Origin of the sequence: Azospirillum brasilense, assembly GCF_022023855.1 — a bacterium.
GTDB classification, from domain to species: domain Bacteria; phylum Pseudomonadota; class Alphaproteobacteria; order Azospirillales; family Azospirillaceae; genus Azospirillum; species Azospirillum brasilense_F.
The window spans coordinates 986,973-1,009,269 of sequence record NZ_CP059449.1 but is presented as its reverse complement, the minus strand read 5'-3'; the positions used below and the strand labels follow the sequence as shown (position 1 = coordinate 1,009,269).

Sequence of the window (22,297 nt, the reverse complement as noted above, 5' to 3'; positions counted from 1 at the left end):
TGTCTGGACCGCTGAACAAAACCGGGCGCGAGTATAGCGGCCCGCCCTCACATCTCAAGCGCGGCGCAAGGTCCCCTGGAATGGAACGGTCCGCCGTCGTAGATAAGCGTCGCCCGGCCGCAACGGCCCCATCGAAAGAGAGTCCGGATGATCCGCGCCCTGCTTCTCGCCATCGGACAGCTTTCCGACCCGGCGTCCCGCCGCGTCGTGTGGATCGGCGTGCTGTCCGCCATCCTGGCCTTCGCCCTGCTGGCCGGGGCCGTGTGGTGGGCGCTGTTCCACACCGCGCTGACCGGCTACGCCTGGGTGGACGGTGTGCTGGACGTGCTGGGCGGGCTGGCCGTCCTGCTGCTGGCCTGGGTGCTGTTTCCCGCCACGGTCGGCATGGTGTCCAGCTTCTTCCTGGACGAGGTGGTGCAGGCGGTGGAGCGGCGCCACTATCCCCAGTTGCCGGCGCCCCGCCAGACCGGCCTTGGGGAAGAGCTGCTGACCGCGCTGCGCTTTTTCGCCATCGTCCTGCTGGTCAATCTGTTCGCCCTGCCCCTGTATCTGATGGTGCCGGGGTTGAACCTGCTGATCTTCTACACCGCCAACGGCTATCTTCTCGGCCGCGAATATTTCGAGATGGTGGCGATCCGGCGGATGGGACGGAAGGAGGCGGGGTTTCTGCGGCGTTCCAGCCCGTTGAAACCATTTTTGGCTGGCGCGGTAATTGCCTTTCTTTCGACAATTCCTTTCGTCAACCTGCTGGTGCCGGTGATCGCGAGCGCCTTCATGGTCCATGTCTACCATTCCATGACGGGGTCCATGCCGGGCCTTTCCCGCCGGGAAGGGCCGTGACGGACCGCTGGGCGGCGCGGCCCCGACCGTGCACCAAAGCCCACTTGCGGCCGGCCGGATGACCGTGTTACCCCGGCGGGGTGGTCTTTTGGCTGCCGTCGATCGGGCCCGGTTCATGCGAAACCGCCTCCGATGACCCGACCTCGACGACCTGCCAACCTTCACGACCTGACTGACCTGGGGATCAACGTTCATGCTGTTCGGACGAAAGAATCCGCCCGTCGGTGCGCCGAAGACCCAAAGCGCCGACCCGGCCACCCTGGCCGCACCACAGGCGGGCGCCGCCGAACCCGCGGCGGCGGTGTCGCCGCTTGCCTCCCTGAGCAACCCGTCCGCGGCGAATCCGCCGGCCGCCTCCGCCCCGGTCGCCCGCACGCCGCAACCCGAGCCGATTTCCTCCAAGGGACCCGAGATGAACACGAGCACCCCGAAGCCGCCGGCCGGCGCCCCGATCCCCGGTTCGAGCTACAAGCCGACGGACATTCCGCGCCGCACCGTCGACCTGCCGGGTGCCACGCCGCGCCGTCCTGATGGGTACGGCGCCCCGGCCGCCACTCCCGCCGCGGCCCCCGCCCCGGTCGCTCCGGCGCCGGCCGCTCCGCTCGCCAGCGACCAGCGTCGCCTGATCGTCGGCCGCGACATCTCCCTAAATGGTGAGATCGGGTCCTGCGACATCCTGGTCGTGGAAGGCACGGTGGAGGCCAAGCTGCGCGACGGCCGGTCCATCGAGATCGCCGAAACCGGCCTGTTCAAGGGCGCCGTGGAAATCGACGAGGCCGACATCGGCGGCCGCTTCGAGGGCGACATCATCGTGCGCGGCCGCCTGACCGTGCGCTCCACCGGCAAGATCAACGGTTCGATCAAGTACGGCGAGCTGGCGGTCGAGGCCGGCGCCCTGCTGAACGGCGAGATCGGGAAATACACCCCGGCGGCCAAGCCGGCCGCGGCCCCCGCCGCCCCGGCGGAAGCGGCCCCGGCTGTGCTGGACCCCATCGTGGTGGACGGCTAAACGCCGTTAAACGCGGTATCGCGATCAAGCCCGGCGGGGATCGACCCCTCGCCGGGCTTTTTCTTTATCCAGGTATCGCAAGCGTTTCACGGGAAACATCACACCTTGCCGCTCACACCGCGGCGGCCGGCAGGACCTTGTCCTTGAAGCCGCACAGGTCGCTGACCGGGCAGACGAGGCAGTCGGGCTTGCGCGCCTTGCAGACGTAGCGGCCATGCAGGATCAGCCAGTGGTGGGCGTGCCGGCGGTAGGTCTTGGGAACCACCTTCAGCAGCTTGGCCTCCACCGCGTCGGGGGTCTTGCCGGGAGCGAGGCCGGTGCGGTTGCCGACGCGGAAGATGTGGGTGTCCACCGCGATGGTCTCCTCGCCGAAGGCGACGTTCAGCACCACGTTGGCGGTCTTGCGCCCGACTCCGGGCAGGGTTTCCAGCGCCTCGCGGTCGCGCGGCACCTCGCCGCCATACTGGGCGACCAGGATTTCCGACAGCCTGATGACGTTCTTGGCCTTGGTGTTGAACAGGCCGATGGTCTTGATGAAGCCACGCAACCGCTCCTCCCCCAGCTCGACCATCTGCTGCGGCGTGGTGACGATCCGGAACAGCGGGCCGGTGGCCTTGTTGACGCCGACATCGGTGGCCTGCGCCGACAGCACGACGGCGACCAGCAGGGTGTAGGGATTGACGTATTCCAGCTCGCTCTTCGGCTCCGGGTTGGCGGCGCTGAGGCGGCGGAAGAATTCCTGAACGGCGGCGGGCTTCATGGCGCGCAGCATAGCGGGACCCTGGCGGTTCATGCAAACATGCCGGCTGGAACCCGCGTCCGAGACACACCAGTTTGTGTGCATGACCATGGCCCGTCATACCCCGTCCCTGGCCCTGCCCCCGGCACCCCGCGTCTTCTTCGACGCGGTCCTGCACCCGCACCGCAGCCTGGGGCGGCACGGGTTCCGCGTTCTGATGGGCGTGGTGATCCTCGTCAACCTGCTGATCGCCGGCATCTTCGCCGCCAACGGGGCGTGGCCGGTGGTGCCCTTCTGCGGGCTGGACGTGGTGATCCTCTGGCTGGCCTTTCGCGTCAACAACCGCGCCGCCCGGCTGTACGAGCGGGTGCGCCTGACCGACACCGACCTGACCGTCCAGCGCGTCGCCTGGAACAAGCCGGAGCGGCGCTGGAGCCTTCAGCCCAACTGGCTGCGCGTCACCCTGGACGGCCCGCCCCGGCACGGCGGGCGGGTGACCCTCACCTCGCACGGGCAGTCGGTGACCGTCGGCGCCTTCCTGACGCCGGACGAGCGGGCGGACTTCGCCAAGGCGCTGCGCGGCGCGCTGGCCCTGTGGCGCCGCGCGCCCTGCCATCCCGAACCGGTGCCCTGACTGCAGGGTGTTTGCGCAAGAAACGGGTTGGTCGGCCCGCTCCGGCGGCGCATCCTGCGCCGGTCATGGAGCCTGGGAGAGAACGCCATGCCGTGCCTGAATCCCGCCGAAGACCCGGCAGAAGACTTGGTTAGCGCGCGGCGCCACCGCGCCATCGCCGCCGCCATCCGTCATCTCGTGGACCACTGGCAGGACCAGCCGGGGCTGGACGAGCTGGCCGTGGTCGCCGGCATGAGCCCCTTCCATTTCCAGCGGCTGTTCACCCAATGGGCAGGGATCAGCCCGAAGCGCTTTCTGCAATTCCTGACGCTGGACAACGCCAAGCGGCTGCTCGCCGCGAACCAGAGCGTGCTGGACGTGGCGCTGGACGTCGGGCTGTCCGGCCCGTCGCGGTTGCACGACCTGTTCGTCGCCTGCGAGGCGATGACGCCGGGCGAGTACAAGGCGCTGGGCGGCGGGCTGACCATCCGCTGGGGCCTGCACCCCACCCCCTTCGGCCCGTCGCTGGTCGCCGCCACCGAGCGCGGCGTCTGCTGGCTGAGCTTCGCCGAAGAGGAGGACGGGCGCGACGCGCTGGCCGAGATGGCCGCCGCCTGGCCGGCCGCCCGTCTGGTGGAGGACGCCGAAGCAACCCGCCCGGTCGCCGCCCGCGCCTTCCGCTGGGACGGTTCCGCAGAAGGCGAGCCGCTGCGCCTGCTGATGAAGGGCACCAATTTCCAGATCAAGGTGTGGGAGGCGCTGCTGCGCATCCCCTCCGGCGCCGTCGTGTCCTACGAGGACGTGGCCCGCGCCATCGGCCAGCCGACCGCCATGCGGGCGGTGGGAGCGGCGGTGGGGCGCAACCCGGTCTGCGTGCTGATTCCCTGCCACCGGGTGATCCAGAAGTCGGGGATCATCCACAACTACCGCTACGGCATCCCCCGCAAGCGCGCCCTGCTCGCCTGGGAGCAGGGGCACGCCATGCCGGAGGACGAGGCCGCGGCGTAGGGAACCGCGGCCTGACCGATCACATCCCCAGCACGTCCTTCATGCTGTAGAGGCCCGGCTGCTTGTCGTTGGCCCACAGCGCCGCGCGGACCGCGCCCTTGGCGTAGATCTGGCGGCCCGACGCCTTGTGGGTCAGCTCGACCCGCTCGCCCTCGGCGGCGAAGACCACCGTGTGGTCGCCGATCACGTCGCCGCCGCGCAGCGTGGCGAAGCCGATCTCGCCGCGCGGGCGGACGCCGGTGTGGCCGTCGCGGACCTTCTGCCAGACATCCTCCAGCGCCACCCCGCGCCCCGCCGCCGCCGCCCGGCCGAGGCCGAGCGCGGTGCCCGAGGGCGCGTCCACCTTGTTGCGGTGGTGCATCTCCAGGATGTCGATGTCGTAGTCGTCGCCCAGCGCGCGGCCGACCTGCTCGACCAGCGCCAGCAGCAGGTTGACGCCCAGCGACATGTTCGGCGACTGGACGATGGGGGTGTGGGTGGCGGCCTGGGCGATGGCCTCCTGCTGGACCGGGCCGATGCCCGTCGTGCCGATGACCAGCACCGTTTCCGACTGGGCGGCCAGCGCCGCGTGGCGAACGCTGGCGTCGGGGCTGGTGAAGTCGATCACCGCGTCGGCCTCGGCGAACAGCGCCGCCGTGTCCTCGATGGCGACGACGCCCAGCGGTTCAAGGCCGGCGAGAACGCCGATGTCCTTGCCGAGCGCCGGGCCGCCCACCCGCTCCGTGCCGCCGGCCAGCGTGCAGCCCGGCGTGGCGGCGATCTCGCGCACCAGCATCTGCCCCATGCGCCCCGCGCACCCGACGACCCCGATCTTCATGCCTGCCTCCCTGGGAGAATTCCGACACGGGTCTAGCACAGCCGGGGGCAAGGCTTAAGCGCCGAGAAGAATCAGGCCCCCAGGCAGTTCTTCAGCGACGCGGCGATGCTGCGCATCAGCGCGGGGTAGAGGCCGGGACCGTCCTTCAGGTCCGCCCCTTCGGGGTCGAGCACGCCCTTCTTCGCCGGGGTGCCCTCGACGATGGTGTTCACCAGCGCCGGTTCGAACTGAGGCTCGGCGAAGACGCAGGCGGCGCCGAGGCCGCCGATTTTGGCGCGGATCTCCGACAGGCGCTTGGCCGAGGGGCGGCGTTCCGGGTTGACGGTGATGGCGCCGACGCCGTTCAGGCCGTACTGCGCCTCGAAATACTGATAGGCGTCGTGGAAGACGACGAAGGGCTTGCCGGCCACCGGGGCGAGCGCCGCCTTCAGCTCCGCGTCCAGCGCGTCGATGGAGCGGGCGGTGCGCTCGGCGTTGGCGGTGTAGGCGGCGGCGTTGGCCGGGTCCTTGGCCGACAGAGCCTCGGCGATGGCCGCGATCATGGCGCGGGCGTTGGCGGGGGAGAGCCAGATGTGGGTGTTCACCTCGTCATGCCCGTGATCGTCCTCATGGGCGTGCTTGTCGTCGTGCTTATGATCGTGATCGTGCTTGTGTTCATGCCCGTGGTCGTGGGCCTCCCAGGCGCCGCCTTCGCGGGCGTCGAGCAGGGTGACGCCCGGCGCCTCCAGCAGTGTGACGGACGTGGCCTTCTTGGCGTTCGCCGTGACCGGCTTGTCGAGGAAGCCCTCCAGCTCCGGCCCGATCCAGAAGACGAGGTCGGCGGTCGCCAGCGCCTTCGCGTCCGACGGCTTCATGGCGTAGGTGTGGGGCGACGCCGCACCGCGCACGATCAGCGCCGGCTCCGCCACCCCCTCCATCACCGCGGCGACCAGGGAATGGACCGGCTTGATCGAGGCGACGACCTTCGGCGCCTCGGCCAGCGCCGGGAACGCGGCGCCCAGGGTGGCAACAAGGGCAAGGAGCGGCAGGGGACGCATCGCGGCGCGCATGGGTGGGTTCCTCATCGTCTGACTGGACAGCCGGGCCTTTCCGGCGCATAGCTGTCTTCGTTTTCAGCAATGTCACGTTATAACATAACATGTCAACCCATCACGGGGCCCATCACGCGGCCCCCCGCGCGGCGCGATCGCCGATCCCGTCCCTGGCCCCTCCCCTGATCGACACCAAGGGGCTGACGGTGCGGCTGGGCGGGCGGACGATCCTCGACCGCGTGGACCTGGAGGTGCGGCCCGGCGAGATCGTCACGCTGATCGGCCCCAATGGTGCGGGTAAGACGACGCTGGTGCGCGCCGTGCTGGGCCTCGTCCGCGCCTCGTCCGGGGTGGTGGAGCGGCGCCGGGGCCTGCGCATCGGCTACATGCCGCAGCGCCTGACGGTCGATGCGACCCTGCCGCTGACCGTCCGCCGCTTCCTGGCGCTGTGGCGCCCGGTGACCGAGGCGCGCATCACCACGGCGCTGGAGGAGGCCGGCGTCTCCCACCTCGCCGCCAGCCCGGTGCAGACGGTGTCCGGCGGCGAGATGCAGCGGGTGCTGCTGGCCCGCGCCCTGCTCGGCGATCCCGAGCTTCTCGTGCTCGACGAGCCCGACCAGGCGGTGGACGTCCATGGGCAGGCCGAGCTGTTCGGGCGCATCGAGACGCTGCGCCGCACCCGCGGCTGCGGTGTGCTGCTGGTCAGCCACGACCTGCACACGGTGATGGCCCGCACCGACCGCGTGCTCTGCCTCAACGGCCATGTCTGCTGCCAGGGCGCGCCGGAGGACGTGCGGCGCCACCCGGAATACCGCGCGCTGTTCGGCGGCCACGCCGACGCGCTGGCCGTCTATGTCCACCACCACGACCACGCGCACGCCACCCGACGGCGCCGTAGTGCCCGGCCATGACGGGGACTGCTGCCATGGATGATTTCGTTCTGCGCGCGCTGGCCGCCGGCTGCGGTATCGCGCTGGTCGCCGGCCCACTGGGGTCCTTCGTGGTGTGGCGGCGCATGGCCTATTTCGGCGACACGCTGGCCCATTCCGCCCTGCTGGGGGTGGCGCTGGGCTTCCTGCTGGGCGTCAACCCGCTGATCGGCGTGGTCGGGGTCTGCGTCGCGCTGGCGCTGGCTCTGGTCGGGCTGCAGCGGCGCCGCGCGCTGGCCACGGACACCGTGCTGGGCATCCTGTCGCATTCGTCGCTGTCGCTCGGCCTCGTCGCCATCGCCTTCCTGGAGACGCTGCGCGTCGATCTGGTCGCCTATCTGTTCGGCGACATCCTCAGCGTCACCACCGGTGATCTGGGCTGGATCTACGCGGGCGGCGCGGCGGCACTGGGCGGGCTGCTGCTGCTGTGGCGCCGGCTGCTGGCGGTGACGGTGGACGAGGATCTGGCGCGGGTCGAGGGCATGCCGGTGGAGGCGCTGCGGCTGGCCTTCATGCTGCTGATCGCTCTGGTGATCGCGGCGGCGATGAAGATCGTCGGCATCCTGCTGATCACCTCGCTGCTCATCATCCCGGCGGCGGCGGCCCGCCGCTTCTCCCGCACGCCGGAGGCGATGGCCGCCCTGGCCTCGGTCTTCGGGATCGCCGCGGTTCTGGGCGGCCTGCTCTCCTCGCTGAACTGGGACTTGCCGGGCGGGCCGAGCATCGTGGTCGCCGCCGCCGCCCTCTTCCTGGCGAGCATGATGGTGCCGGCGGCGAACCGCTGACCCTCACACTTGCGTCAAGCGGACGCGCGCCGTCGTCAACACCGAGCGCGTGATGTCGGCCAGGGTGCGGCTGGCGATGCGGCTGCGCTGCCAGAACAGCGGCACGTCGAGCGGCTGGTCCGGCACCAGCGCCACCAGCCGCCCGTCGCGCAGGGCGTCGGCGACCAGCGGCTCCGGATTCATCCCCCAGCCGAGCCCGGCCAGAGCCGCGTCCACGAAGGCGTGGGTGGAGGGCATCCAGTGGGTCGGCGAGGCGATCTCCACCCCGAAAGCCTGACGGGTCCACTGCGTCTGAAGGCGATCCTTGCTGTTGTAGGTCAGGCGCGGCGCGCGGGCCAGCGACGCCGCCTCCACCCCTTCCGGAAAATGCCGCCGCAGGAAGTCCGGGCTGGCCGTCGCCACGTAGCGCAAGGCACCCAGCGGGGTGCTGTCGCAGCCCTGCACCGGCTGGGCGCTCGCCGTCACCGCCGCCAGCACCTCGCCCCGGCGCAGCCAGTCGGCGCTGTGCTCCTGGTCGTCCAGAACGAGGTCGAACAGCACGTCCGGCGTCCCGGCCATGGCGGCGACGAACCAAGTGGCGAGGCTGTCGGCGTTGACCGCCATGCGCACCGTCACCGCCGGTCCGTCCTGCGGCAGGCCGGGCAGCCCATCCCGCAGCTCGCTCTCCAGCAGGGCCACCCGCTCCGCGTGCTGGCTCAGCCGCAGGCCGGCGGGGGTGCCGGTGCAGGGCGATCCGCGCACCACCAGGATCGTCCCCATCCGCTCCTCCAGCAACTTCACCCGCTGCGACACGGCGGAGGGGGTGACGTGGAGCTGCGCCGCCGCCCGCTCGAAGCTGCCGGTGCGGACCACCGCGGCCAGCGCGGCGAGCAGGGCGTAGTCCAGCATGGCTTAGCGTTCCTTAATCCGAATAAGAGACTTTAGTTATTCTAATCCGGACGGCGATGGTAGGGGAACGGCCTCATCCAACGAATGGGGCCGCCATGCTCTCCGCCTTCCTTCCCGGCCTTTTGCTGGGGCTCAGCCTGATCGTCGCCATCGGCGCGCAGAACGCCTTCGTGCTGCGCCAGGGATTGCGCGGAGAGCATGTGCTGGCCGTCTGCGCGACCTGCGCGGTGTCGGACGCCCTGCTGATCCTGGCCGGGGTCGGTGGCTTCGCCCAGGCCGCCCAATGGCTGCCCTGGCTGGAGACGGCGACCCGCTACGCCGGGGCGGCCTTCCTGCTGGTCTACGGGCTGCGCAGCTTCCGCTCGGCCTGGCAGGCGGGCGGTGCGCTGGACCCGGCGGCGACGGTTCCGGCGGGGCTCGGCGCGACGCTGGCGACCTGCCTGGCGCTGACCTGGCTGAACCCGCACGTCTATCTGGACACGGTCGTGCTGGTCGGATCGGTGTCCACCCAGTTCGCCGAGGGCAAGAACGCCTTCGCGCTGGGGGCGATGACCGCGTCCGTCCTGTTCTTCTTCGCGCTGGGCTACGGCGCGCGCCTGCTGCGGCCCGTCTTCGCCCGGCCCGGCGCGTGGCGGGCGCTCGACACCGGCATCGGTGTCGTCATGTGCACGATCGCGGTGACTCTGGTGGCCTGAGCCGAAGCATCGTCTCCCAGGGGCCGGCGCGGAGATCCCCCTTCCCCGCGCCGGTCCTGCCGTCAGGACGCCTTCAGCGCCTGCAGGAAGGTCTCGACCTGATGCTTCAGGCTGTCGGACTGGCCGGACAGGTCGGAGGAGGAGCGGATGACAAGGCTGGAGGCCTGCGCCGTCTCGTTCGCCGCCACGCTCACCGCCTCGATGCTGCGGGCGATCTCGTCGGTGCCGCGGGCGGCCTGGGCGACGTTGTTGGAAATCTCCTGCGTCGCCGCCGCCTGCTCCTGCACGGCCGAGGCGATGGTGGTGGAGATCTCGTTGATCGACCGGATCGTCTCGCCGATCCCCTGGATGGCGCCGATCGTCTGGTTGGTCGCCGCCTGGATGCCGGCGATCTGGGCGGAGATGTCCTCGGTCGCCTTGGCCGTCTGGTTGGCGAGGCTCTTCACCTCGCTCGCCACCACCGCGAAGCCCTTGCCCGCCTCGCCGGCCCGCGCCGCCTCGATGGTGGCGTTGAGCGCCAGCAGGTTGGTCTGGCCGGCGATGCCCTGGATCAGCTTCACCACGTCGCCGATGAGCTGCGCCGACTGGGCGAGGCTGTCGGCGGTGCCGCCGATCTGCTCGGTGCGAGACACGGCCTCGCGGGCGATGGCGACCGACCGCTCGACCTGCTGGCCGATTTCTCCGATGGAGGCGGAGAGCTGCTCCGCCGCCGCCGCGACCGCCTGGACGTTGGACGCCGCCTGGGCGGTGGCGCTGGCCGCCTCCGCGCTCTGGCGGGTCGACCGTTCCGACAGGGCGCCGAGCTGGCGCGACACGCCCTGCATGTCGGCCGAGCTGCCGGACACCGCCTGCACCACGCTCTTGACCTTCGCGTCGAAGTCGGCGGCGAGGGAGCCGGCGCGCTGGCGCATCTCCTCCTCCTCCTGGACATCGATCAGCGAGCCGCAGGCGCGCAGCGCCACGCCGGCCGCGTTGCGCCGGCAGCCGCCGATGGCGCGGAACCAGCGGTAGGAGCCGTCGCGCATCTTGACGCGGTAGCGCACGTTGAAGGGCGTGCGGCCGCTGGCGTCGGCCAGGAAGGCGCCGAAGGCGGCGAAGGTCGGGGCGCTGTCATCCGGGTGCAGCCGGTCCGACCAGGAGGTCATCAGGTTCGGGAAATCCTGCTCGCCCTCGAAGCCGAGCAGGCAGCGGAACTGCCCGGACCAGGTCCAGCGGCTCTGCGGATGCGCCGGGTCGCCGTTGTGGAACACCGCGTCCCACAGGCCGACGCCGGCGTGGTTGCCATAGAGGTCGAGCGCTTCGGTCAGCTCAGCCAGCTCAGCGCCGCGCCCATTGCCGCCATTGGACCCACCCCGGAAAAAGTTCATCAGACTCATCGCCTTGTCCCCTACCCCTCACACGAAAACCGGTGCAACCTTCAGCAGAGACTCATGACTGAAACGACCGGCCAGCCTTTTCTCTTGTACGGAAAATATGATAATTTAGATTTCAATTCGGTAAAAACTTCCTACATGTTTCCAGAAATAGAAGGGGTGTTTGCCGTACTTTTTGTTTCACTTTCTGTTTTATTTGCTTTTCTTCTTGTCTGCACAACCTTTGGATGATACCCGGTGCGCCGCGACCGGACGCTGCCGGCCCGGCCCGTTGCCATCACCGGCGGGACGACCTAAAGTCGCCGCCTTCAGGGGATCAGCACCGGGAAGACACTGCACATCATGGCCGACACCCGCCCCGCCCCCCGAGTGGGGCTGTTCGTCACCTGCCTCGTCGATGTCTACCGCCCGACGGTCGGCTTCGCCGCGGTGAAGCTGCTGGAGGACGCCGGTTGCACGGTCGAGGTGCCGGCGTCCCAGACCTGCTGCGGCCAGCCGGCCTTCAACGCCGGTGACCGCGCCACCGCGCGGGATCTCGCCCGCAGCACCATCGCCGCCTTCGAGGGGTTCGATCACGTCGTCGTCCCCTCCGGCTCCTGCGCCGGACAGATCCGCAAGCATTACCCGGAGCTTCTGGCCGACGATCCGGCCTGGGCGGCGCGCGCCCGGCACCTGTCGGCGCGCACGCACGAGCTGGTGTCCTTCCTGACCGATGTGCTGGGGGTGACGGACACTGGCGCACGCTACGACGGCACGATCACCTACCACGACAGTTGCTCCGGCCTGCGCGAGCTGGGCGTCAAGGAGCAGCCGCGCCGCCTGCTGGCCAAGGTCGAGGGGCTGACGCTGAACGAGCTTCCGGGGGCGGAGGTCTGCTGCGGCTTCGGCGGCACCTTCTGCGTCAAGTACCCGGACATCTCCAACCGCATGGTCGAGGCCAAGACGGCGGACATCGCGGGCACCAAGGCCGATACGCTGCTGGCCGGCGATATGGGCTGCCTGCTGAACATGGCGGGCAAGCTGAAGCGCGAGGGTTCCGCCGTCCGCGTCCGCCATGTCGCGGAGGTGCTGGCCGGCGTCACCGACACCCCTCCCATCGGTGAGCCCATAAAAAGTGGGAGGGCATAACGCCATGCAGCCGACCACCCACGCCTTCCCCGAGAACGCCCGCAAGGCGTTGAGCGACGAGCGGCTTCAGAAAGTCCTGGCCATCGCGCCCGCCGGGTTCGTCAACCGCCGCAAACAGGCCGCCGACCGGCTGCCGGAGTTCGAGGCTCTGCGCGACCAGGGCCGCGACCTGAAGAACCACGTCCTGGCCAACCTCGACACCTATCTGGAGGCCTTCGAAGGCAAGGTCACCGAGCAGGGCGGCCATGTGCACTGGTGCCGCACCGACCAGGAGGCGCGCGACGCCATCCTGGGCATCTGCCGCAAGGTCGGGGCGAAGACGGTCACCAAGGGCAAGTCGATGATTTCCGAGGAGATCGGGATCAACGACCACCTTGAGGCCAACGGCCTGACCCCCATCGAGACGGATCTCGGCGAATACATCATCCAGCTCCGCCGCGAGCCGCCCAGCCACATCATCGCCCCGGCCTTCCACCTGTCCAAGAAGGACGTGGAGGGTACCTTCCGGCAGGCTCATACCGATTTGCCGGCCGACCGCGTTCTGGACGAGCCCAAGGTGCTGATCGCCGAGGCGCGGCAGGTGCTGCGCCGCAAGTTCCAGCAGGCCGACGTCGGCATCACCGGCGCCAACATCATGGTGGCGGAGACCGGCTCGACCGTCATCGTCACCAACGAGGGCAACGGCGACCTGACCCAGATCCTGCCCCGCGTCCATGTGGTGATCGCCACCATCGACAAGGTGGTGCCGACGCTGGAGGACGCGGCGCTGGTTCTGCGCCTGCTGGCGCGCTCCGCCACCGGGCAGGAGGCGTCGGCCTACACCACCTTCTCCACCGGGCCGCGCCGCCCCGGCGACCTCGACGGGCCGGAGGAGTTCCACGTCGTGCTGCTCGACAACGGGCGGTCGGCGCTGCTCGGCACCGAGTTCCAGGACGTGCTGCGCTGCATCCGTTGCGGTGCCTGCATGAACCACTGTCCGGTCTACGGATCGGTTGGCGGCCACGCCTACGGCTGGGTCTATCCGGGGCCGATCGGGTCGGTGATGCAGCCCGCCCTGCTGGGGGTGAAGGAGGCCGGGCACCTGCCCAACGCCTCCACCTTCTGCGGGCGGTGCGAGGCGGTCTGCCCGATGCGCATCCCCCTGCCCAAGATGATGCGCCACTGGCGGGAGAAGGAGTTCGAGCAGAATCTCCAGCCCGCCGCCATGCGCCGGGGGCTGGCCCTGTGGGGATGGTTCGCGCGGCGGCCGGCGCTGTACCACGCGGCCACCAAGATGGCGGTGCGGGCGCTGGGGATGCTGGGCCGCGGCAAGGGGCGTTTCGCCCGCCTGCCGCTGGCCCAGGGCTGGACGCAGCACCGCGACATGCCGGCGCCGGAGGGCAACACCTTCCAGCAGATGTGGGCCGAAAGGAAAGCGGCCGAAAAGAAGGGAACGCGCTGACCATGGCCGACACCAGCTCCGCCCGTGCCCAGATCCTGGGCGGCATCCGCAAGGCGCTGAATTCCGCCGAGGGGTCCGAGGAGGCGCGCCGCCGGCTCGCCACCCACCCGCGCAACCTGATCCCGGCCCGCGCCCAGCGTCCCCACGACGAGCAGGTCGAGCTGTTCGCCGCCATGGCCACCGAGGTGTCGGCGACCGTGGAGCTGCTGGGCGGGATGGCCGAGGTGCCGAGAGCGGTGGCCGACTATCTGGCCGGGCTGAACCTGCCCGCCGAGGTCCGCGTCGCCCCGGACGCCGCCCTGGACTCCATCCCCTGGGACCAGCGCCCGACCCTGACGGTGACTAAGGGGCGCGCCCGCGACAGCGACGGCGCGTCGCTGACCGGCGCCTTCGCCGGGGTGGCGGAAACCGGCACGCTGATGCTGCTGTCCGGGGCGGAGCGGCCGACCACGCTGAACTTCCTGCCCGACACCCACATCGTCGTGCTGAAGCGCGGCCAGATCGTCGGCACCATGGAAGACGCCTGGGACCGCCTGCGCGCCGCCGGGGCGACGGATGGCGGAAAGGGCGCCCTGCCCCGCACCGTCAACTTCATCACCGGGCCGTCGCGGACCGGCGACATCGAGATGCGGATCGAGCTGGGCGCCCACGGGCCGCGGCGCCTTCACATTCTGCTGGTGGAGGATTGACACGACTGAGTGTTCAAGGGTTTATCGCTGAGCAACCCGCGCCGGAACCCGTGTTTAGCCGTGTTTGATCCGCCCCGCCCTTCGACCTGCGCGCCCGGACGGGCCGCGCCGAGGTCCATGCCATGAGCCGCCGCCGCTCGGTCTCCACCGAGGAACGGCGGCTGTGGCGGATCGCCATGCGCGACGCGGAGCCGATGCCGGGCCGGACCATCGAGGACCCCGATCCTCCCGCCGCCCCCATGGGCGAGCCGGAACCGGTCGCCACCACCGCTTCCCCGCCCCCCACCCTGCCGCCGCGCGGCGGTGTGCCGAAAGGCGGGCGCCCGTCGCAGCCGCCGCTGAAGGTCGGCAACCTCGACAACATCGACCGCCGCACCGCCGACCGCTTCTCGCGCGGTGAGATGGAGATCGACGGGCGCATCGACCTGCACGGGATGAGCCAGGCCCAGGCCCACGGCGCACTGTGCGGCTTCGTCCACCGCGCCTGGCACGAGGGGCGGCGCTGCGTGCTGGTCATCACCGGCAAGGGCACCTACACCGGTGGGGTCGGCGTGCTGCGCCAGTCGGTGCCGCGCTGGCTGGCGGACGCCTCCCTGCGCCCGATGGTGCTGGCGGTGCGCCCGGCGCAGCCCCGGCACGGCGGCGATGGGGCGCTGTACGTCCTCATCAAGCGGCGGCGCGACCAGCATCAAGGCTGGCACCGCTAGGACGAGGCCGCGATGACACCCTTCGGCGAACGGGTCCGCGCCCTGCGCGAGGGCAAGAGCGTGACGCTCAAGCAGATGGCGGCGGACCTGCACATCTCCTCGGCCTATCTGTCGGCGCTGGAGCATGGCAAGCGGGGCCAGCCCTCCGCCCAGCTCGTCCGGCAGATCTGCGCCTATTTCGGCATCATCTGGGACGAGGCGGAGGAGTTGGAGCGGCTGGCCGACCTGTCGCACCCGCGGGTGACGGTGGACACCGCCGGGCTCAACCCGAAGGCGACCGAGCTGGCGAACCGGTTGGCCGAACGCATCCACGACCTGGACGACGGAACGCTGGACCGGCTGCTCCTTCTGCTGGACGAGGCGCCGGCCCGCGGCGGTGCGGCGGTGCGGCGGCGGGCGGCTCCCCGGCGGCGATAGGATGAGAAGACCTCGCAACGCCCTGATTTGCCTTGTGGGTTAATCGGTCGCACCTTCGGCCTGGGCAACCGGACGTTTCGCGTTCGCTTTCGCCGCGCTGAATCCCTTACCATCCCGTCCGGGTTGCCCCGAAGCCAGGCTTGACCAGACGGGATTATCGTATGACCGCCGAGGTCGGGTCCGTGATGCCCCAGCATGGCGTGACGGACGCCCTGTTCCGCACCATCTTCGACAGCGCGTCGGTCGGCATGGTCGTGGCCGCGCCGGACGGGCGCATTCTGGCCGCCAACCCCGCCTTCGCCCACAACCTGGGATACAGCCCGCCGGACATGACCGGCCGGCATCTGGCCGACGTCACCCACCCGGAGGACTGGGCCTGGGAAAGCCTGCGCTTCGGCCGGGTGATGCGGGGCGAAGCGGCGCCGGATCCCTTCGAGAAGCGGTTCCTGCGCGCCGACGGCGGGGTGATGCGCGCCGCCATGCGCCCATCCTGCCTGCACGGCCCCGACGGCCGGCCGCAGGCGCTGGCCATGGTGATCGAGGACGTGACGACCGTCCGCGCCGCCGACGAGGAGCTTCAGCGCAGCGAGGCGCGCAACCGCGCCATCGTGGAACAGGCGGTCGAAACCATCCTGACCGTCGACGCCCGCGGCATCATCCTGGCCGCCAACCAAGCGGCGGAACAGCTTCTCGGCTACGATCCGGACGAGCTGACCGGCCGGCACATCACCATCCTGATGCCGCCGGAGGAAGCCGCGAAGCACGGCGCCTACATGCGCCGTTACAACGAGACGGGGTTGCGGCAGGTCATCGGCGTCGGGCGGGAAGTGACCGCCCTCAGGCGGGACGGCACCGCCATGGTCGTCTGGCTGTCCCTGTCGGAGATCGACCTGCCGGGCTTCCACGTCTTCGTCGCGATGCTGCGCGACCTCAGCGCCTTCAAGGCCGCCGAGCAGGCGCTGATCGAGGCCAAGGAGGCGGCGGAGCTGGCCAACCGCGCCAAGACCGCCTTCCTCGCCAACATGAGCCACGAGCTGCGCACCCCGTTGAACGGCATCCTGGGCTTCGCCGACGTGATCCACCAGCAGATGCTGGGGTCTCTGGAAAATCCCATGTACGTCAACTTCGCGGCGGAGATCAAACGGTCGGGCGAGCTGCTGCTGGCCAACATCAACGACCTGCTGGAGATGGCCACCATCGAGGCCGGTCAGGTCGGCCTGGAGGAGGCGCTCTGCGACTTCCGCGACGTGGTGGTCTCCTGCGTCCGTCTGGTCGCCAAGCGGGCGGAGCGCGGCAAACTGCACGTCGAGGCCGACATCGCCAGCGAACTGCCACCCCTGCTCGCCGACCCGCGGGCATTGAAGCAAGTGCTGCTGCATCTCCTGTCCAACGCCATCAAGTTCACGCCGGAAGGTGGACGCATCGGCGTGTCGGCCCGCGTCGATTCCGCGGGCGCCCTGGTGGCCGAGGTGTTCGACAGCGGCGTGGGCATTCCTGAAGACCGCCTGGAAACCGTCTTCCAGCCCTTCTTCCAGGGCGATTCCTCGCTGGCCCGCCGGTTCGAGGGGATCGGGCTGGGCCTGTCCATCGCCAAGTCCCTGGTGGAACGCCACGGCGGCCGGCTGGAAATCCGCTCGCTGGAGGGGACCGGCACGTCGGTCGTCATCCACCTGCCGAAGGAACGCTTCCTGACGGACTGGTAAGGTCCAGCCGGCGCGTGAGCCCGATGGCGTCGAGGAAGGCCTCGTCGTGGCTGACCACCAGCAGCGCCCCGTCATAGGCGCGCAGCCCGGCTTCCACCGCTTCGATGGACTCGATGTCCAGGTGGTTGGTCGGTTCGTCCAGGATCAGCAGGGGCGGCGGGACGGCGCCGCCGAGGACACAGGCGAGACCGGCGCGCAGCGTCTGCCCGCCGCTGAGGGTTGACACGCGTTGCAACGCGGCGTCGGCGCGGAACATGAAGCGGGCCAGCGACGCCCGGCAGGCGTTCTCCCCTTCCCGCGGGTTAAGGCGCCGGAAATTGTCCAGGATCGTTTCCGACGGATCGAGAAGGCTCACCCGCTGGTCGAGCATGACCGCGCCGGCAACGACGCGCACCGTCCCGGACCAGGGGGTGCGATGGCCGGCGACGAGTCCCAGCAGCGTTGTCTTGCCCGACCCGTTGGGTCCGGTGACGGCAACGCGCTCCGGCCCGGTGATGGTGAAGGACAGGTCGCGGACGACCGGCCTCCCCGCCTCATAGCCGCCGGTGACGCCGTCGAGCGTCAGCACGGTCCGGCCGGGCGGAAGGCCGGTGGGCGGCAGAACGACCGACAGCGGCTGAAGGACTTCGATGCGCGCGCGGGCGGCGGACACGGCGTCGAGCGCGTCGGCCTTCTGCTGGGCGGCGCGGCGGGCGTTGTCGCCGCCGGTGGCCTCGCTGCGCTCCTTCCGGCCGCCGAGCAGGATGCGCGGCAGGCCGCCCTTCGCCGCCTTCCGCTGCCCCGCCCGGTCCTTGCGCGCCTTTCGCTCGGCGGTGGCCTGCGCCGTCCGGGCCGCCTCCGCCACGCGCTTCTCGGCATCCGCCAGATCGTGGCGGGCGGCGTCGAGGGCCAGCGCCCGGACGGCGCGGTAGTGGCTCCAGTTTCCACCGTAACGGGTCGCGCCGAGGGAGGTCAGCTCGACGATGGCGTCCATGCGGTCAAGCAGGTCGCGGTCGTGGCTGACCACCACCGCCCCGGCCCGCCAGGAGGCCAGCAGCCCGACGACCGCCTCCCGCCCCTCGCGGTCGAGATCGTTGGTCGGCTCGTCCAGCAGCAGGACATCGGGCTCCGGAAAGATCGCCGCGGCCAAGGTGGCGCGCGTGCGCTGCCCGCCCGACAGGCATGTCAGCGGCGTCTCGGGCTCCGCCTCCAGCCCCACCCGGCCGAGCGCCGACCGGATGCGGCCTTCCAGCGTCCAATCCACCTCGGCCAGCGCGTCGGCGTCCGCGTCGCCCCGCTCGGCTCGGCGCAGCAGGTCCAGCATGGCGGTCGCACCGAACAGCCCGGCGACCGTGTCGTCCGGTCTCACCGACAGGTTTTGATTCAGGATTCCCAGGCTGCCGCGGACGGACACCGTTCCGGATTGCGGACGCAGCGCGCCCGTCATCAGCTTGAGAAGAGTCGATTTCCCGGTGCCGTTGCGTCCGACGAGCCCGGTCCGTTCAAGGCCGAAACCCAGGCTGATGTCGGATAGGACGGAACGCCCGTCAGGCGTGGACCAGGACAGGTTCGCCAGGGTGATGGCGGGCGGTGTGATGGAAGCAGGCATGGACGCGGATTTCCCCGAAGACGAAACGAACGGACGTTGCGGTCGGGTTGAAATCCATCGTTCTGCGCATCCTGCCGTGGTGAGACGTCGGCCATCCTAAGGCCGGCGGGGCCATCGATCAAGAAAGCCGATCAAGGCGGGTGGACTCTTATAACCCTCTCCCCGGAGGGGAGAGGGGATCTCAAATGCAATAGCCGCGACGCGTCTTACAGAATGAACTTCGACAGGTCGGCGTTCTTGGCGAGGCCGCCCACCTGGGCGCGGACGGTCTCCGCGTCGATGGTGACGGTCTGGCCGGCCTTGTCGCTGGCGGTGAAGCTGATGTCCTCCAGCAGCCGTTCCAGGACGGTGTGCAGGCGCCGCGCCCCGATGTTCTCCACCGTCGCGTTGATCTCGGTGGCGAGGCGGGCCAGCTCGTCGATGGCGTCGTCGGTGAAGACGAGATCGACCTCCTCGGTCTTCAGCAGGGCCTTGTACTGCTTGATCAGGCTGGCTTCCGGCTCGGTCAGGATGCGGCGGAAATCCTCCTGCTCCAGCGCCTTCAGCTCGACGCGGATCGGCAGGCGGCCCTGCAGCTCCGGCAGCAGGTCCGACGGCTTGGACAGGTGGAAGGCGCCCGACGCGATGAACAGGATGTGGTCGGTCTTCACCGCGCCATGCTTGGTGCTGACCGTCGTGCCCTCGATCAGCGGCAGCAGGTCGCGCTGCACGCCCTCGCGGCTGACGTCGGCGCCGCCCTTATAGTCGGAGCGGGCGGAGATCTTGTCGATCTCGTCGAGGAAGACGATGCCGTTCTGCTCGACCGCCTGGATCGCTTCCGAAACGACCTTTTCCTGATCCAGCAGCTTGTCCGACTCTTCCGCCATCAGAACGGTGTAGCTCTCGGCGACGGACATCCGCCGGGACTTGGTGCGCCCGCCCAGCGCCTTGCCGAAGATGTCGTTCAGGTTGAGCATGCCCATCTGGGCGCCCGGCATGCCGGGGATGTCGAAGGTCGGCAGGCCGCCGGCGGTGTCGGCCACCTGGATTTCGATCTCGCGGTCGTTCAGCGTGCCCTCGCGCAGCATCTTGCGGAACTTCTGCCGCGTCTCCGGGCTGGCGTTCTCGCCGCACAGCGCGTCGACCACGCGCTCCTCGGCGCGCAGCTCGGCCTTGGCGGCGACCTCCTTGCGCAGCCGCTCCTTGGTCAGGCCGATGGCGGCCTCCACCAGATCGCGGACGATCTGCTCGACGTCGCGGCCGACATAGCCGACCTCGGTGAACTTGGTCGCCTCGACCTTCAGGAAGGGCGCCTGAGCCAGCTTCGCCAGACGGCGGGCGATCTCCGTCTTGCCGACGCCGGTCGGGCCGATCATCAGGATGTTCTTGGGCAGAACCTCCTCGCGCAGCCCCTCGGGGAGCTGCTGGCGGCGCCAGCGGTTGCGCAGCGCGATGGCGACCGCGCGCTTGGCCTCGTGCTGGCCGACGATGTAGCGGTCGAGTTCGGAAACGATCTCGCGCGGGCTGAAGGCGGCGGTGGCGGCGGCGATGCTGGGGGCGGACATGGCTGGGGACCCGGTCTGAGGGTTAGAGCTTTTCGAGCGTGACGTTCTCGTTGGTGTAGACGCAGATGCCGGCGGCGATCTTCATCGCCTTGCGGGCCACGGCCTCCGCGTCCAGACCATCAATGTCGACCAGCGCGCGCGCCGCCGACAGGGCATAGGCCCCGCCGGAGCCGATGCCGATGAGGCCGTCCTCCGGCTCCAGCACGTCGCCGTTGCCGGTCAGGATCAGGCTGACGTTGCGGTCGGCCACGGCCATCATGGCCTCCAGCCGGCGCAGGTAGCGGTCGGTACGCCAGTCCTTGGCCATCTCCACGCAGGCGCGCAGCAGCTGGCCAGGGTGCTTCTCCAGCTTGGTCTCCAGCCGCTCGAACAGGGTCAGCGCGTCGGCGGTGGCGCCGGCGAAGCCGCCCATCACCGTGCCGCCGGCGAGCCAGCGCACCTTGCGGGCGTTCGATTTCATGACCGTCTGGCCGACGGACACTTGGCCGTCGCCGGCAATGACCACCTGCCCGTTCTTGCGGACCGAGAGGATGGTGGTGCCGTGCCACTGGATGGGATCGTGGGAAGTCATCGGGACCGTGTTCAAAGAAAGAAACGCCCGTGCCCGAACGGCCCGGCGTAACGCCGGCCGACATAGGCACATCGGAACACGGGTCTATGTGGGGGGACGGCGGGTCCCGTCAAGTCTGCCGTCGCGGACCGCTATCCCACGGGGCGGAATTGGACCATGGGACGGAATTGACCGGGGAGCGGCCTGGGTCACCTCCACCCCCAGGCGGGCCAGCGCTTCCATCACCGGAACGAAGGCGGACAGGCCGTGCACCCCACCCGGCGGCGGACCCGGACGGGCCACGCCCAGAAAATTGCCCGCCTCGTCCACCAGCGGGTCGCCCGGCGCCGGGTCCGGCCCGCTCAGGTCGGCCTGCAACAGTGTGGCCTCCACCCCCGGCGCCGCCTGCGGATCGGCGCGCCGGGCCGCCAGGATTCCCGCCGCGGCGTCGGCGCCCCGCTCCAGGACCGCCGTCACCGGCTCGCTGACCGCCGGGGTGTCCAGACGCAGCGGGGCCGCGCGCAGCCGCGCCGGCACCCGGACCAGGGCGATTCCGCCCGAAACGTCGCGCGCCATCACCGTTCCGTCCATCGACACCCCGCGCGACGGCGCGACGGTGACGGTGGCGTCCAGGCCGGCGTCGAGCGTCAGCAGAAGCGACTGGCCGTCCAGCTCTCCCAGCACGATCCCCCTGCCCTTGCGCTCCGCCGGTCCGACGTGAACGGTCGCGGCGGACACGCGGGCGGCGGGATCATCGGCGTAGCCCTGGAGTGGGTCGGCGATGCGCAGAATCAGGGTCGAAGGACGGGTTTCCTCCAGAAAAGGAGCCGATCCGGCCGATGCGCCTCCGGGATCGACCATCGCGGTTGACACCATGGCCGGCCCAGTTGACACATGCGGAGCGGCACTTGACACTCCTGCAACCCCACTTGACACTACCGGAGCCGCACTTGACGCTTCCGAAGGGGCGGTTGACACTCCTCCCCAGCCACTTGACACTATGGGCGGGCCACTTGACGCTATCGCCCCGCCCCGCGACACCGCGGTGCGGAAGCCAGGGTCGGCGCCCAGCGCCTCCACCGCCGTGGCGAAGGCCTCCTCGATCAGCAAAACGTCGCCCTGCGGCACGCCGCTGTCCTTGCGGGCCACCCCCGTGGTGGTGACGCGGTGGACGAGCCGCCCCGTCACGGCGTCGTAAACCGCCCAGTTGACCCGCAGGCTGCCGATTCCCGACACCCCCTCGCTGCGGCCGGTCAGCCAGCTCCGGCGGCGGCACAGGTCGCTGTTCACCGCGCGCAGGTCGCCGCGCAGAATGTAGCGGGCGCGCTTGCGGTCGAACTCCGCCTCGTAATCGCTGCCCGGGGCACCCGCGACGTCGTAGCCGGCGTCGGCCAGAACCTCCGCAAACCGCTCCTGGAAGGTGGAGTTCTCATGCAGGCTGCGCCCGCTGGTCCAATGGACGTCCTCATATGGCGGCCAGCACTCCAGCGCCCAGACGTAACGCCCCGTCACCATGCCCCGCCGCATCGAGCCGAGCGACAGGCCGTCGAAGCGAACCGGCTCCGTCGAACCGCGGGCGACAGGCGGCGCCTTGCGGGTCTGCGGCAGGTCCCCGCCCATGCAGGCGGCCAGCGCCAGCAGGGCGGCGAGGGACAGAAAAACGCGTCCGGGCGTCGGCATGTCCGGTGGCATATCCCATTATGCGCGTTGAGCGTGCACACAACCATGCACACACACGCATTATGCGGCATCTCGACCGACGGTCATAGGCGTTTTCGGGGGCTGCGCCTCTGGCGCGCCCGC

General features: G+C 70.1%; 22 protein-coding genes and 1 pseudogene. 14 read left to right on the top strand and 9 right to left on the bottom strand.

The window, feature by feature from the left end; genetic code table 11:
* Positions 1–147: 147 nt before the first annotated feature.
* Both H1Q64_RS04800 and H1Q64_RS04795 read left to right on the top strand, forming a co-directional pair.
* On the top strand, positions 148–840 hold the full coding sequence (locus H1Q64_RS04800) for an EI24 domain-containing protein (protein ID WP_237904595.1): 693 nt from the start codon (positions 148–150) through the stop codon (positions 838–840).
* 193 nt (positions 841–1,033) lie between these two features.
* Positions 1,034–1,849: a bactofilin family protein gene (locus H1Q64_RS04795; RefSeq protein ID WP_237904594.1), complete on the top strand. Its 816-nt coding sequence runs from the start codon at positions 1,034–1,036 to the stop codon at positions 1,847–1,849.
* A 112-nt stretch (positions 1,850–1,961) separates the two neighbouring features.
* Here the strand turns inward: H1Q64_RS04795 and nth are convergent, their stop codons facing one another.
* Positions 1,962–2,609: an endonuclease III gene (gene nth / locus H1Q64_RS04790; RefSeq protein ID WP_237904911.1), complete on the bottom strand. Its 648-nt coding sequence runs from the start codon at positions 2,607–2,609 to the stop codon at positions 1,962–1,964.
* Between the two features lie 88 nt (positions 2,610–2,697).
* Here nth and H1Q64_RS04785 point away from each other — a divergent pair, with 88 nt between their 5' ends.
* Both H1Q64_RS04785 and H1Q64_RS04780 read left to right on the top strand, forming a co-directional pair.
* Entirely contained in the window at positions 2,698–3,222 is a 525-nt protein-coding gene (locus H1Q64_RS04785; RefSeq protein WP_237904593.1) for a DUF2244 domain-containing protein, read from the top strand.
* Positions 3,223–3,309: 87 nt separating this feature from the next.
* The gene (locus H1Q64_RS04780) at positions 3,310–4,209 is read left to right on the top strand and encodes a methylated-DNA--[protein]-cysteine S-methyltransferase (protein ID WP_237904592.1); all 900 of its coding nucleotides are present in this window, start codon (positions 3,310–3,312) and stop codon (positions 4,207–4,209) included.
* Between the two features lie 19 nt (positions 4,210–4,228).
* On the opposite strand, the gene dapB is transcribed toward H1Q64_RS04780, so the two are convergent.
* Both dapB and znuA read right to left on the bottom strand, forming a co-directional pair.
* A complete protein-coding gene (gene dapB / locus H1Q64_RS04775; RefSeq protein WP_237904591.1) occupies positions 4,229–5,026 on the bottom strand; it encodes a 4-hydroxy-tetrahydrodipicolinate reductase in 798 nt (265 codons plus the stop codon).
* 71 nt (positions 5,027–5,097) lie between these two features.
* A complete protein-coding gene (gene znuA / locus H1Q64_RS04770; protein ID WP_237904590.1) occupies positions 5,098–6,075 on the bottom strand; it encodes a zinc ABC transporter substrate-binding protein ZnuA in 978 nt (325 codons plus the stop codon).
* A gap of 152 nt (positions 6,076–6,227) precedes the next feature.
* On the opposite strand from znuA, the pseudogene znuC reads away from it, so the two are divergent.
* Positions 6,228–6,990 (top strand): annotated as a pseudogene (gene znuC, locus H1Q64_RS04765) (zinc ABC transporter ATP-binding protein ZnuC).
* A complete protein-coding gene (znuB, locus tag H1Q64_RS04760; protein ID WP_237904588.1) occupies positions 6,983–7,771 on the top strand; it encodes a zinc ABC transporter permease subunit ZnuB in 789 nt (262 codons plus the stop codon). The pseudogene znuC and the gene znuB overlap by 8 nt, the downstream one beginning before the upstream one ends.
* 3 nt (positions 7,772–7,774) lie before the next feature.
* Here the strand turns inward: znuB and H1Q64_RS04755 are convergent, their stop codons facing one another.
* Positions 7,775–8,659 carry a LysR family transcriptional regulator ArgP gene (locus H1Q64_RS04755; RefSeq protein ID WP_237904587.1) on the bottom strand — a complete coding sequence of 295 codons (885 nt, stop codon included), beginning with the start codon at positions 8,657–8,659 and terminating at the stop codon, positions 7,775–7,777.
* A 95-nt stretch (positions 8,660–8,754) separates the two neighbouring features.
* Between H1Q64_RS04755 and H1Q64_RS04750 the strand changes: the two genes are divergently transcribed.
* The gene (locus tag H1Q64_RS04750; protein WP_237904586.1) at positions 8,755–9,354 is read left to right on the top strand and encodes a LysE/ArgO family amino acid transporter; all 600 of its coding nucleotides are present in this window, start codon (positions 8,755–8,757) and stop codon (positions 9,352–9,354) included.
* 62 nt (positions 9,355–9,416) lie between these two features.
* On the opposite strand, the gene H1Q64_RS04745 is transcribed toward H1Q64_RS04750, so the two are convergent.
* On the bottom strand, positions 9,417–10,721 hold the full coding sequence (locus H1Q64_RS04745) for a PAS domain-containing methyl-accepting chemotaxis protein (protein WP_237904585.1): 1,305 nt from the start codon (positions 10,719–10,721) through the stop codon (positions 9,417–9,419).
* Positions 10,722–10,784: 63 nt separating this feature from the next.
* Here H1Q64_RS04745 and H1Q64_RS04740 point away from each other — a divergent pair, with 63 nt between their 5' ends.
* The 7 genes from H1Q64_RS04740 to H1Q64_RS04710 all read left to right on the top strand — a co-directional run bounded on the left by H1Q64_RS04740 (position 10,785) and on the right by H1Q64_RS04710 (position 16,812).
* Positions 10,785–10,958 (top strand): hypothetical protein, encoded by a 174-nt coding sequence (locus H1Q64_RS04740; RefSeq protein WP_237904584.1) that lies wholly within the window; start codon positions 10,785–10,787, stop codon positions 10,956–10,958.
* 111 nt (positions 10,959–11,069) lie between these two features.
* Positions 11,070–11,855 carry a (Fe-S)-binding protein gene (locus H1Q64_RS04735; RefSeq protein WP_014238892.1) on the top strand — a complete coding sequence of 262 codons (786 nt, stop codon included), beginning with the start codon at positions 11,070–11,072 and terminating at the stop codon, positions 11,853–11,855.
* A 4-nt stretch (positions 11,856–11,859) separates the two neighbouring features.
* A complete protein-coding gene (locus H1Q64_RS04730; protein ID WP_237904583.1) occupies positions 11,860–13,296 on the top strand; it encodes a LutB/LldF family L-lactate oxidation iron-sulfur protein in 1,437 nt (478 codons plus the stop codon).
* 2 nt (positions 13,297–13,298) lie between these two features.
* Positions 13,299–13,985: a LutC/YkgG family protein gene (locus tag H1Q64_RS04725; RefSeq protein ID WP_237904582.1), complete on the top strand. Its 687-nt coding sequence runs from the start codon at positions 13,299–13,301 to the stop codon at positions 13,983–13,985.
* 122 nt (positions 13,986–14,107) lie between these two features.
* Positions 14,108–14,692 (top strand): Smr/MutS family protein, encoded by a 585-nt coding sequence (locus tag H1Q64_RS04720; protein ID WP_237904581.1) that lies wholly within the window; start codon positions 14,108–14,110, stop codon positions 14,690–14,692.
* 12 nt (positions 14,693–14,704) lie between these two features.
* Positions 14,705–15,109, top strand: a complete 405-nt coding sequence (locus H1Q64_RS04715; RefSeq protein WP_137103761.1) for a helix-turn-helix domain-containing protein — start codon at positions 14,705–14,707, stop codon at positions 15,107–15,109.
* A 161-nt stretch (positions 15,110–15,270) separates the two neighbouring features.
* On the top strand, positions 15,271–16,812 hold the full coding sequence (locus H1Q64_RS04710) for a PAS domain S-box protein (protein WP_237904580.1): 1,542 nt from the start codon (positions 15,271–15,273) through the stop codon (positions 16,810–16,812).
* On the opposite strand, the gene H1Q64_RS04705 is transcribed toward H1Q64_RS04710, so the two are convergent.
* From H1Q64_RS04705 to H1Q64_RS04690, 4 genes are all read right to left on the bottom strand, one after another.
* Positions 16,772–18,400, bottom strand: coding sequence for an ABC-F family ATP-binding cassette domain-containing protein (locus H1Q64_RS04705; RefSeq protein ID WP_237904579.1), 1,629 nt, complete (start codon positions 18,398–18,400; stop codon positions 16,772–16,774). The two genes, H1Q64_RS04710 and H1Q64_RS04705, sit on opposite strands and share 41 nt — an antisense overlap.
* Positions 18,401–18,606: 206 nt before the next feature.
* On the bottom strand, positions 18,607–19,944 hold the full coding sequence (gene hslU, locus H1Q64_RS04700; protein WP_145682872.1) for an ATP-dependent protease ATPase subunit HslU: 1,338 nt from the start codon (positions 19,942–19,944) through the stop codon (positions 18,607–18,609).
* Between the two features lie 22 nt (positions 19,945–19,966).
* Positions 19,967–20,515 (bottom strand): ATP-dependent protease subunit HslV, encoded by a 549-nt coding sequence (gene hslV / locus H1Q64_RS04695; protein ID WP_094301402.1) that lies wholly within the window; start codon positions 20,513–20,515, stop codon positions 19,967–19,969.
* Between the two features lie 84 nt (positions 20,516–20,599).
* Positions 20,600–22,174, bottom strand: a complete 1,575-nt coding sequence (locus H1Q64_RS04690; RefSeq protein WP_237904578.1) for a serine protease — start codon at positions 22,172–22,174, stop codon at positions 20,600–20,602.
* Positions 22,175–22,297 lie beyond the last annotated feature (123 nt).

Excerpts from the sequence above, each read along its gene's own strand:
- H1Q64_RS04740 (WP_237904584.1), top strand. The coding sequence starts at position 10,785 with ATGACTGAAACGACCGGCCAGCCTTTTCTCTTGTACGGAAAATATGAT.
- hslV (WP_094301402.1), bottom strand. The coding sequence starts at position 20,515 with ATGACTTCCCACGATCCCATCCAGTGGCACGGCACCACCATCCTCTCG.
- hslU (WP_145682872.1), bottom strand. The coding sequence starts at position 19,944 with ATGTCCGCCCCCAGCATCGCCGCCGCCACCGCCGCCTTCAGCCCGCGC.
- H1Q64_RS04720 (WP_237904581.1), top strand. The coding sequence starts at position 14,108 with ATGAGCCGCCGCCGCTCGGTCTCCACCGAGGAACGGCGGCTGTGGCGG.
- H1Q64_RS04745 (WP_237904585.1), bottom strand. The coding sequence starts at position 10,721 with ATGAACTTTTTCCGGGGTGGGTCCAATGGCGGCAATGGGCGCGGCGCT.
- H1Q64_RS04780 (WP_237904592.1), top strand. The coding sequence starts at position 3,310 with ATGCCGTGCCTGAATCCCGCCGAAGACCCGGCAGAAGACTTGGTTAGC.
- znuA (WP_237904590.1), bottom strand. The coding sequence starts at position 6,075 with ATGCGCGCCGCGATGCGTCCCCTGCCGCTCCTTGCCCTTGTTGCCACC.
- znuB (WP_237904588.1), top strand. The coding sequence starts at position 6,983 with ATGGATGATTTCGTTCTGCGCGCGCTGGCCGCCGGCTGCGGTATCGCG.
- H1Q64_RS04795 (WP_237904594.1), top strand. The coding sequence starts at position 1,034 with ATGCTGTTCGGACGAAAGAATCCGCCCGTCGGTGCGCCGAAGACCCAA.
- H1Q64_RS04735 (WP_014238892.1), top strand. The coding sequence starts at position 11,070 with ATGGCCGACACCCGCCCCGCCCCCCGAGTGGGGCTGTTCGTCACCTGC.
- H1Q64_RS04690 (WP_237904578.1), bottom strand. The coding sequence starts at position 22,174 with ATGCCGACGCCCGGACGCGTTTTTCTGTCCCTCGCCGCCCTGCTGGCG.
- H1Q64_RS04785 (WP_237904593.1), top strand. The coding sequence starts at position 2,698 with ATGGCCCGTCATACCCCGTCCCTGGCCCTGCCCCCGGCACCCCGCGTC.
- H1Q64_RS04725 (WP_237904582.1), top strand. The coding sequence starts at position 13,299 with ATGGCCGACACCAGCTCCGCCCGTGCCCAGATCCTGGGCGGCATCCGC.
- H1Q64_RS04710 (WP_237904580.1), top strand. The coding sequence starts at position 15,271 with ATGACCGCCGAGGTCGGGTCCGTGATGCCCCAGCATGGCGTGACGGAC.
- H1Q64_RS04750 (WP_237904586.1), top strand. The coding sequence starts at position 8,755 with ATGCTCTCCGCCTTCCTTCCCGGCCTTTTGCTGGGGCTCAGCCTGATC.
- H1Q64_RS04755 (WP_237904587.1), bottom strand. The coding sequence starts at position 8,659 with ATGCTGGACTACGCCCTGCTCGCCGCGCTGGCCGCGGTGGTCCGCACC.
- nth (WP_237904911.1), bottom strand. The coding sequence starts at position 2,609 with ATGAAGCCCGCCGCCGTTCAGGAATTCTTCCGCCGCCTCAGCGCCGCC.
- H1Q64_RS04730 (WP_237904583.1), top strand. The coding sequence starts at position 11,860 with ATGCAGCCGACCACCCACGCCTTCCCCGAGAACGCCCGCAAGGCGTTG.
- H1Q64_RS04715 (WP_137103761.1), top strand. The coding sequence starts at position 14,705 with ATGACACCCTTCGGCGAACGGGTCCGCGCCCTGCGCGAGGGCAAGAGC.
- H1Q64_RS04800 (WP_237904595.1), top strand. The coding sequence starts at position 148 with ATGATCCGCGCCCTGCTTCTCGCCATCGGACAGCTTTCCGACCCGGCG.
- H1Q64_RS04705 (WP_237904579.1), bottom strand. The coding sequence starts at position 18,400 with ATGCCTGCTTCCATCACACCGCCCGCCATCACCCTGGCGAACCTGTCC.
- dapB (WP_237904591.1), bottom strand. The coding sequence starts at position 5,026 with ATGAAGATCGGGGTCGTCGGGTGCGCGGGGCGCATGGGGCAGATGCTG.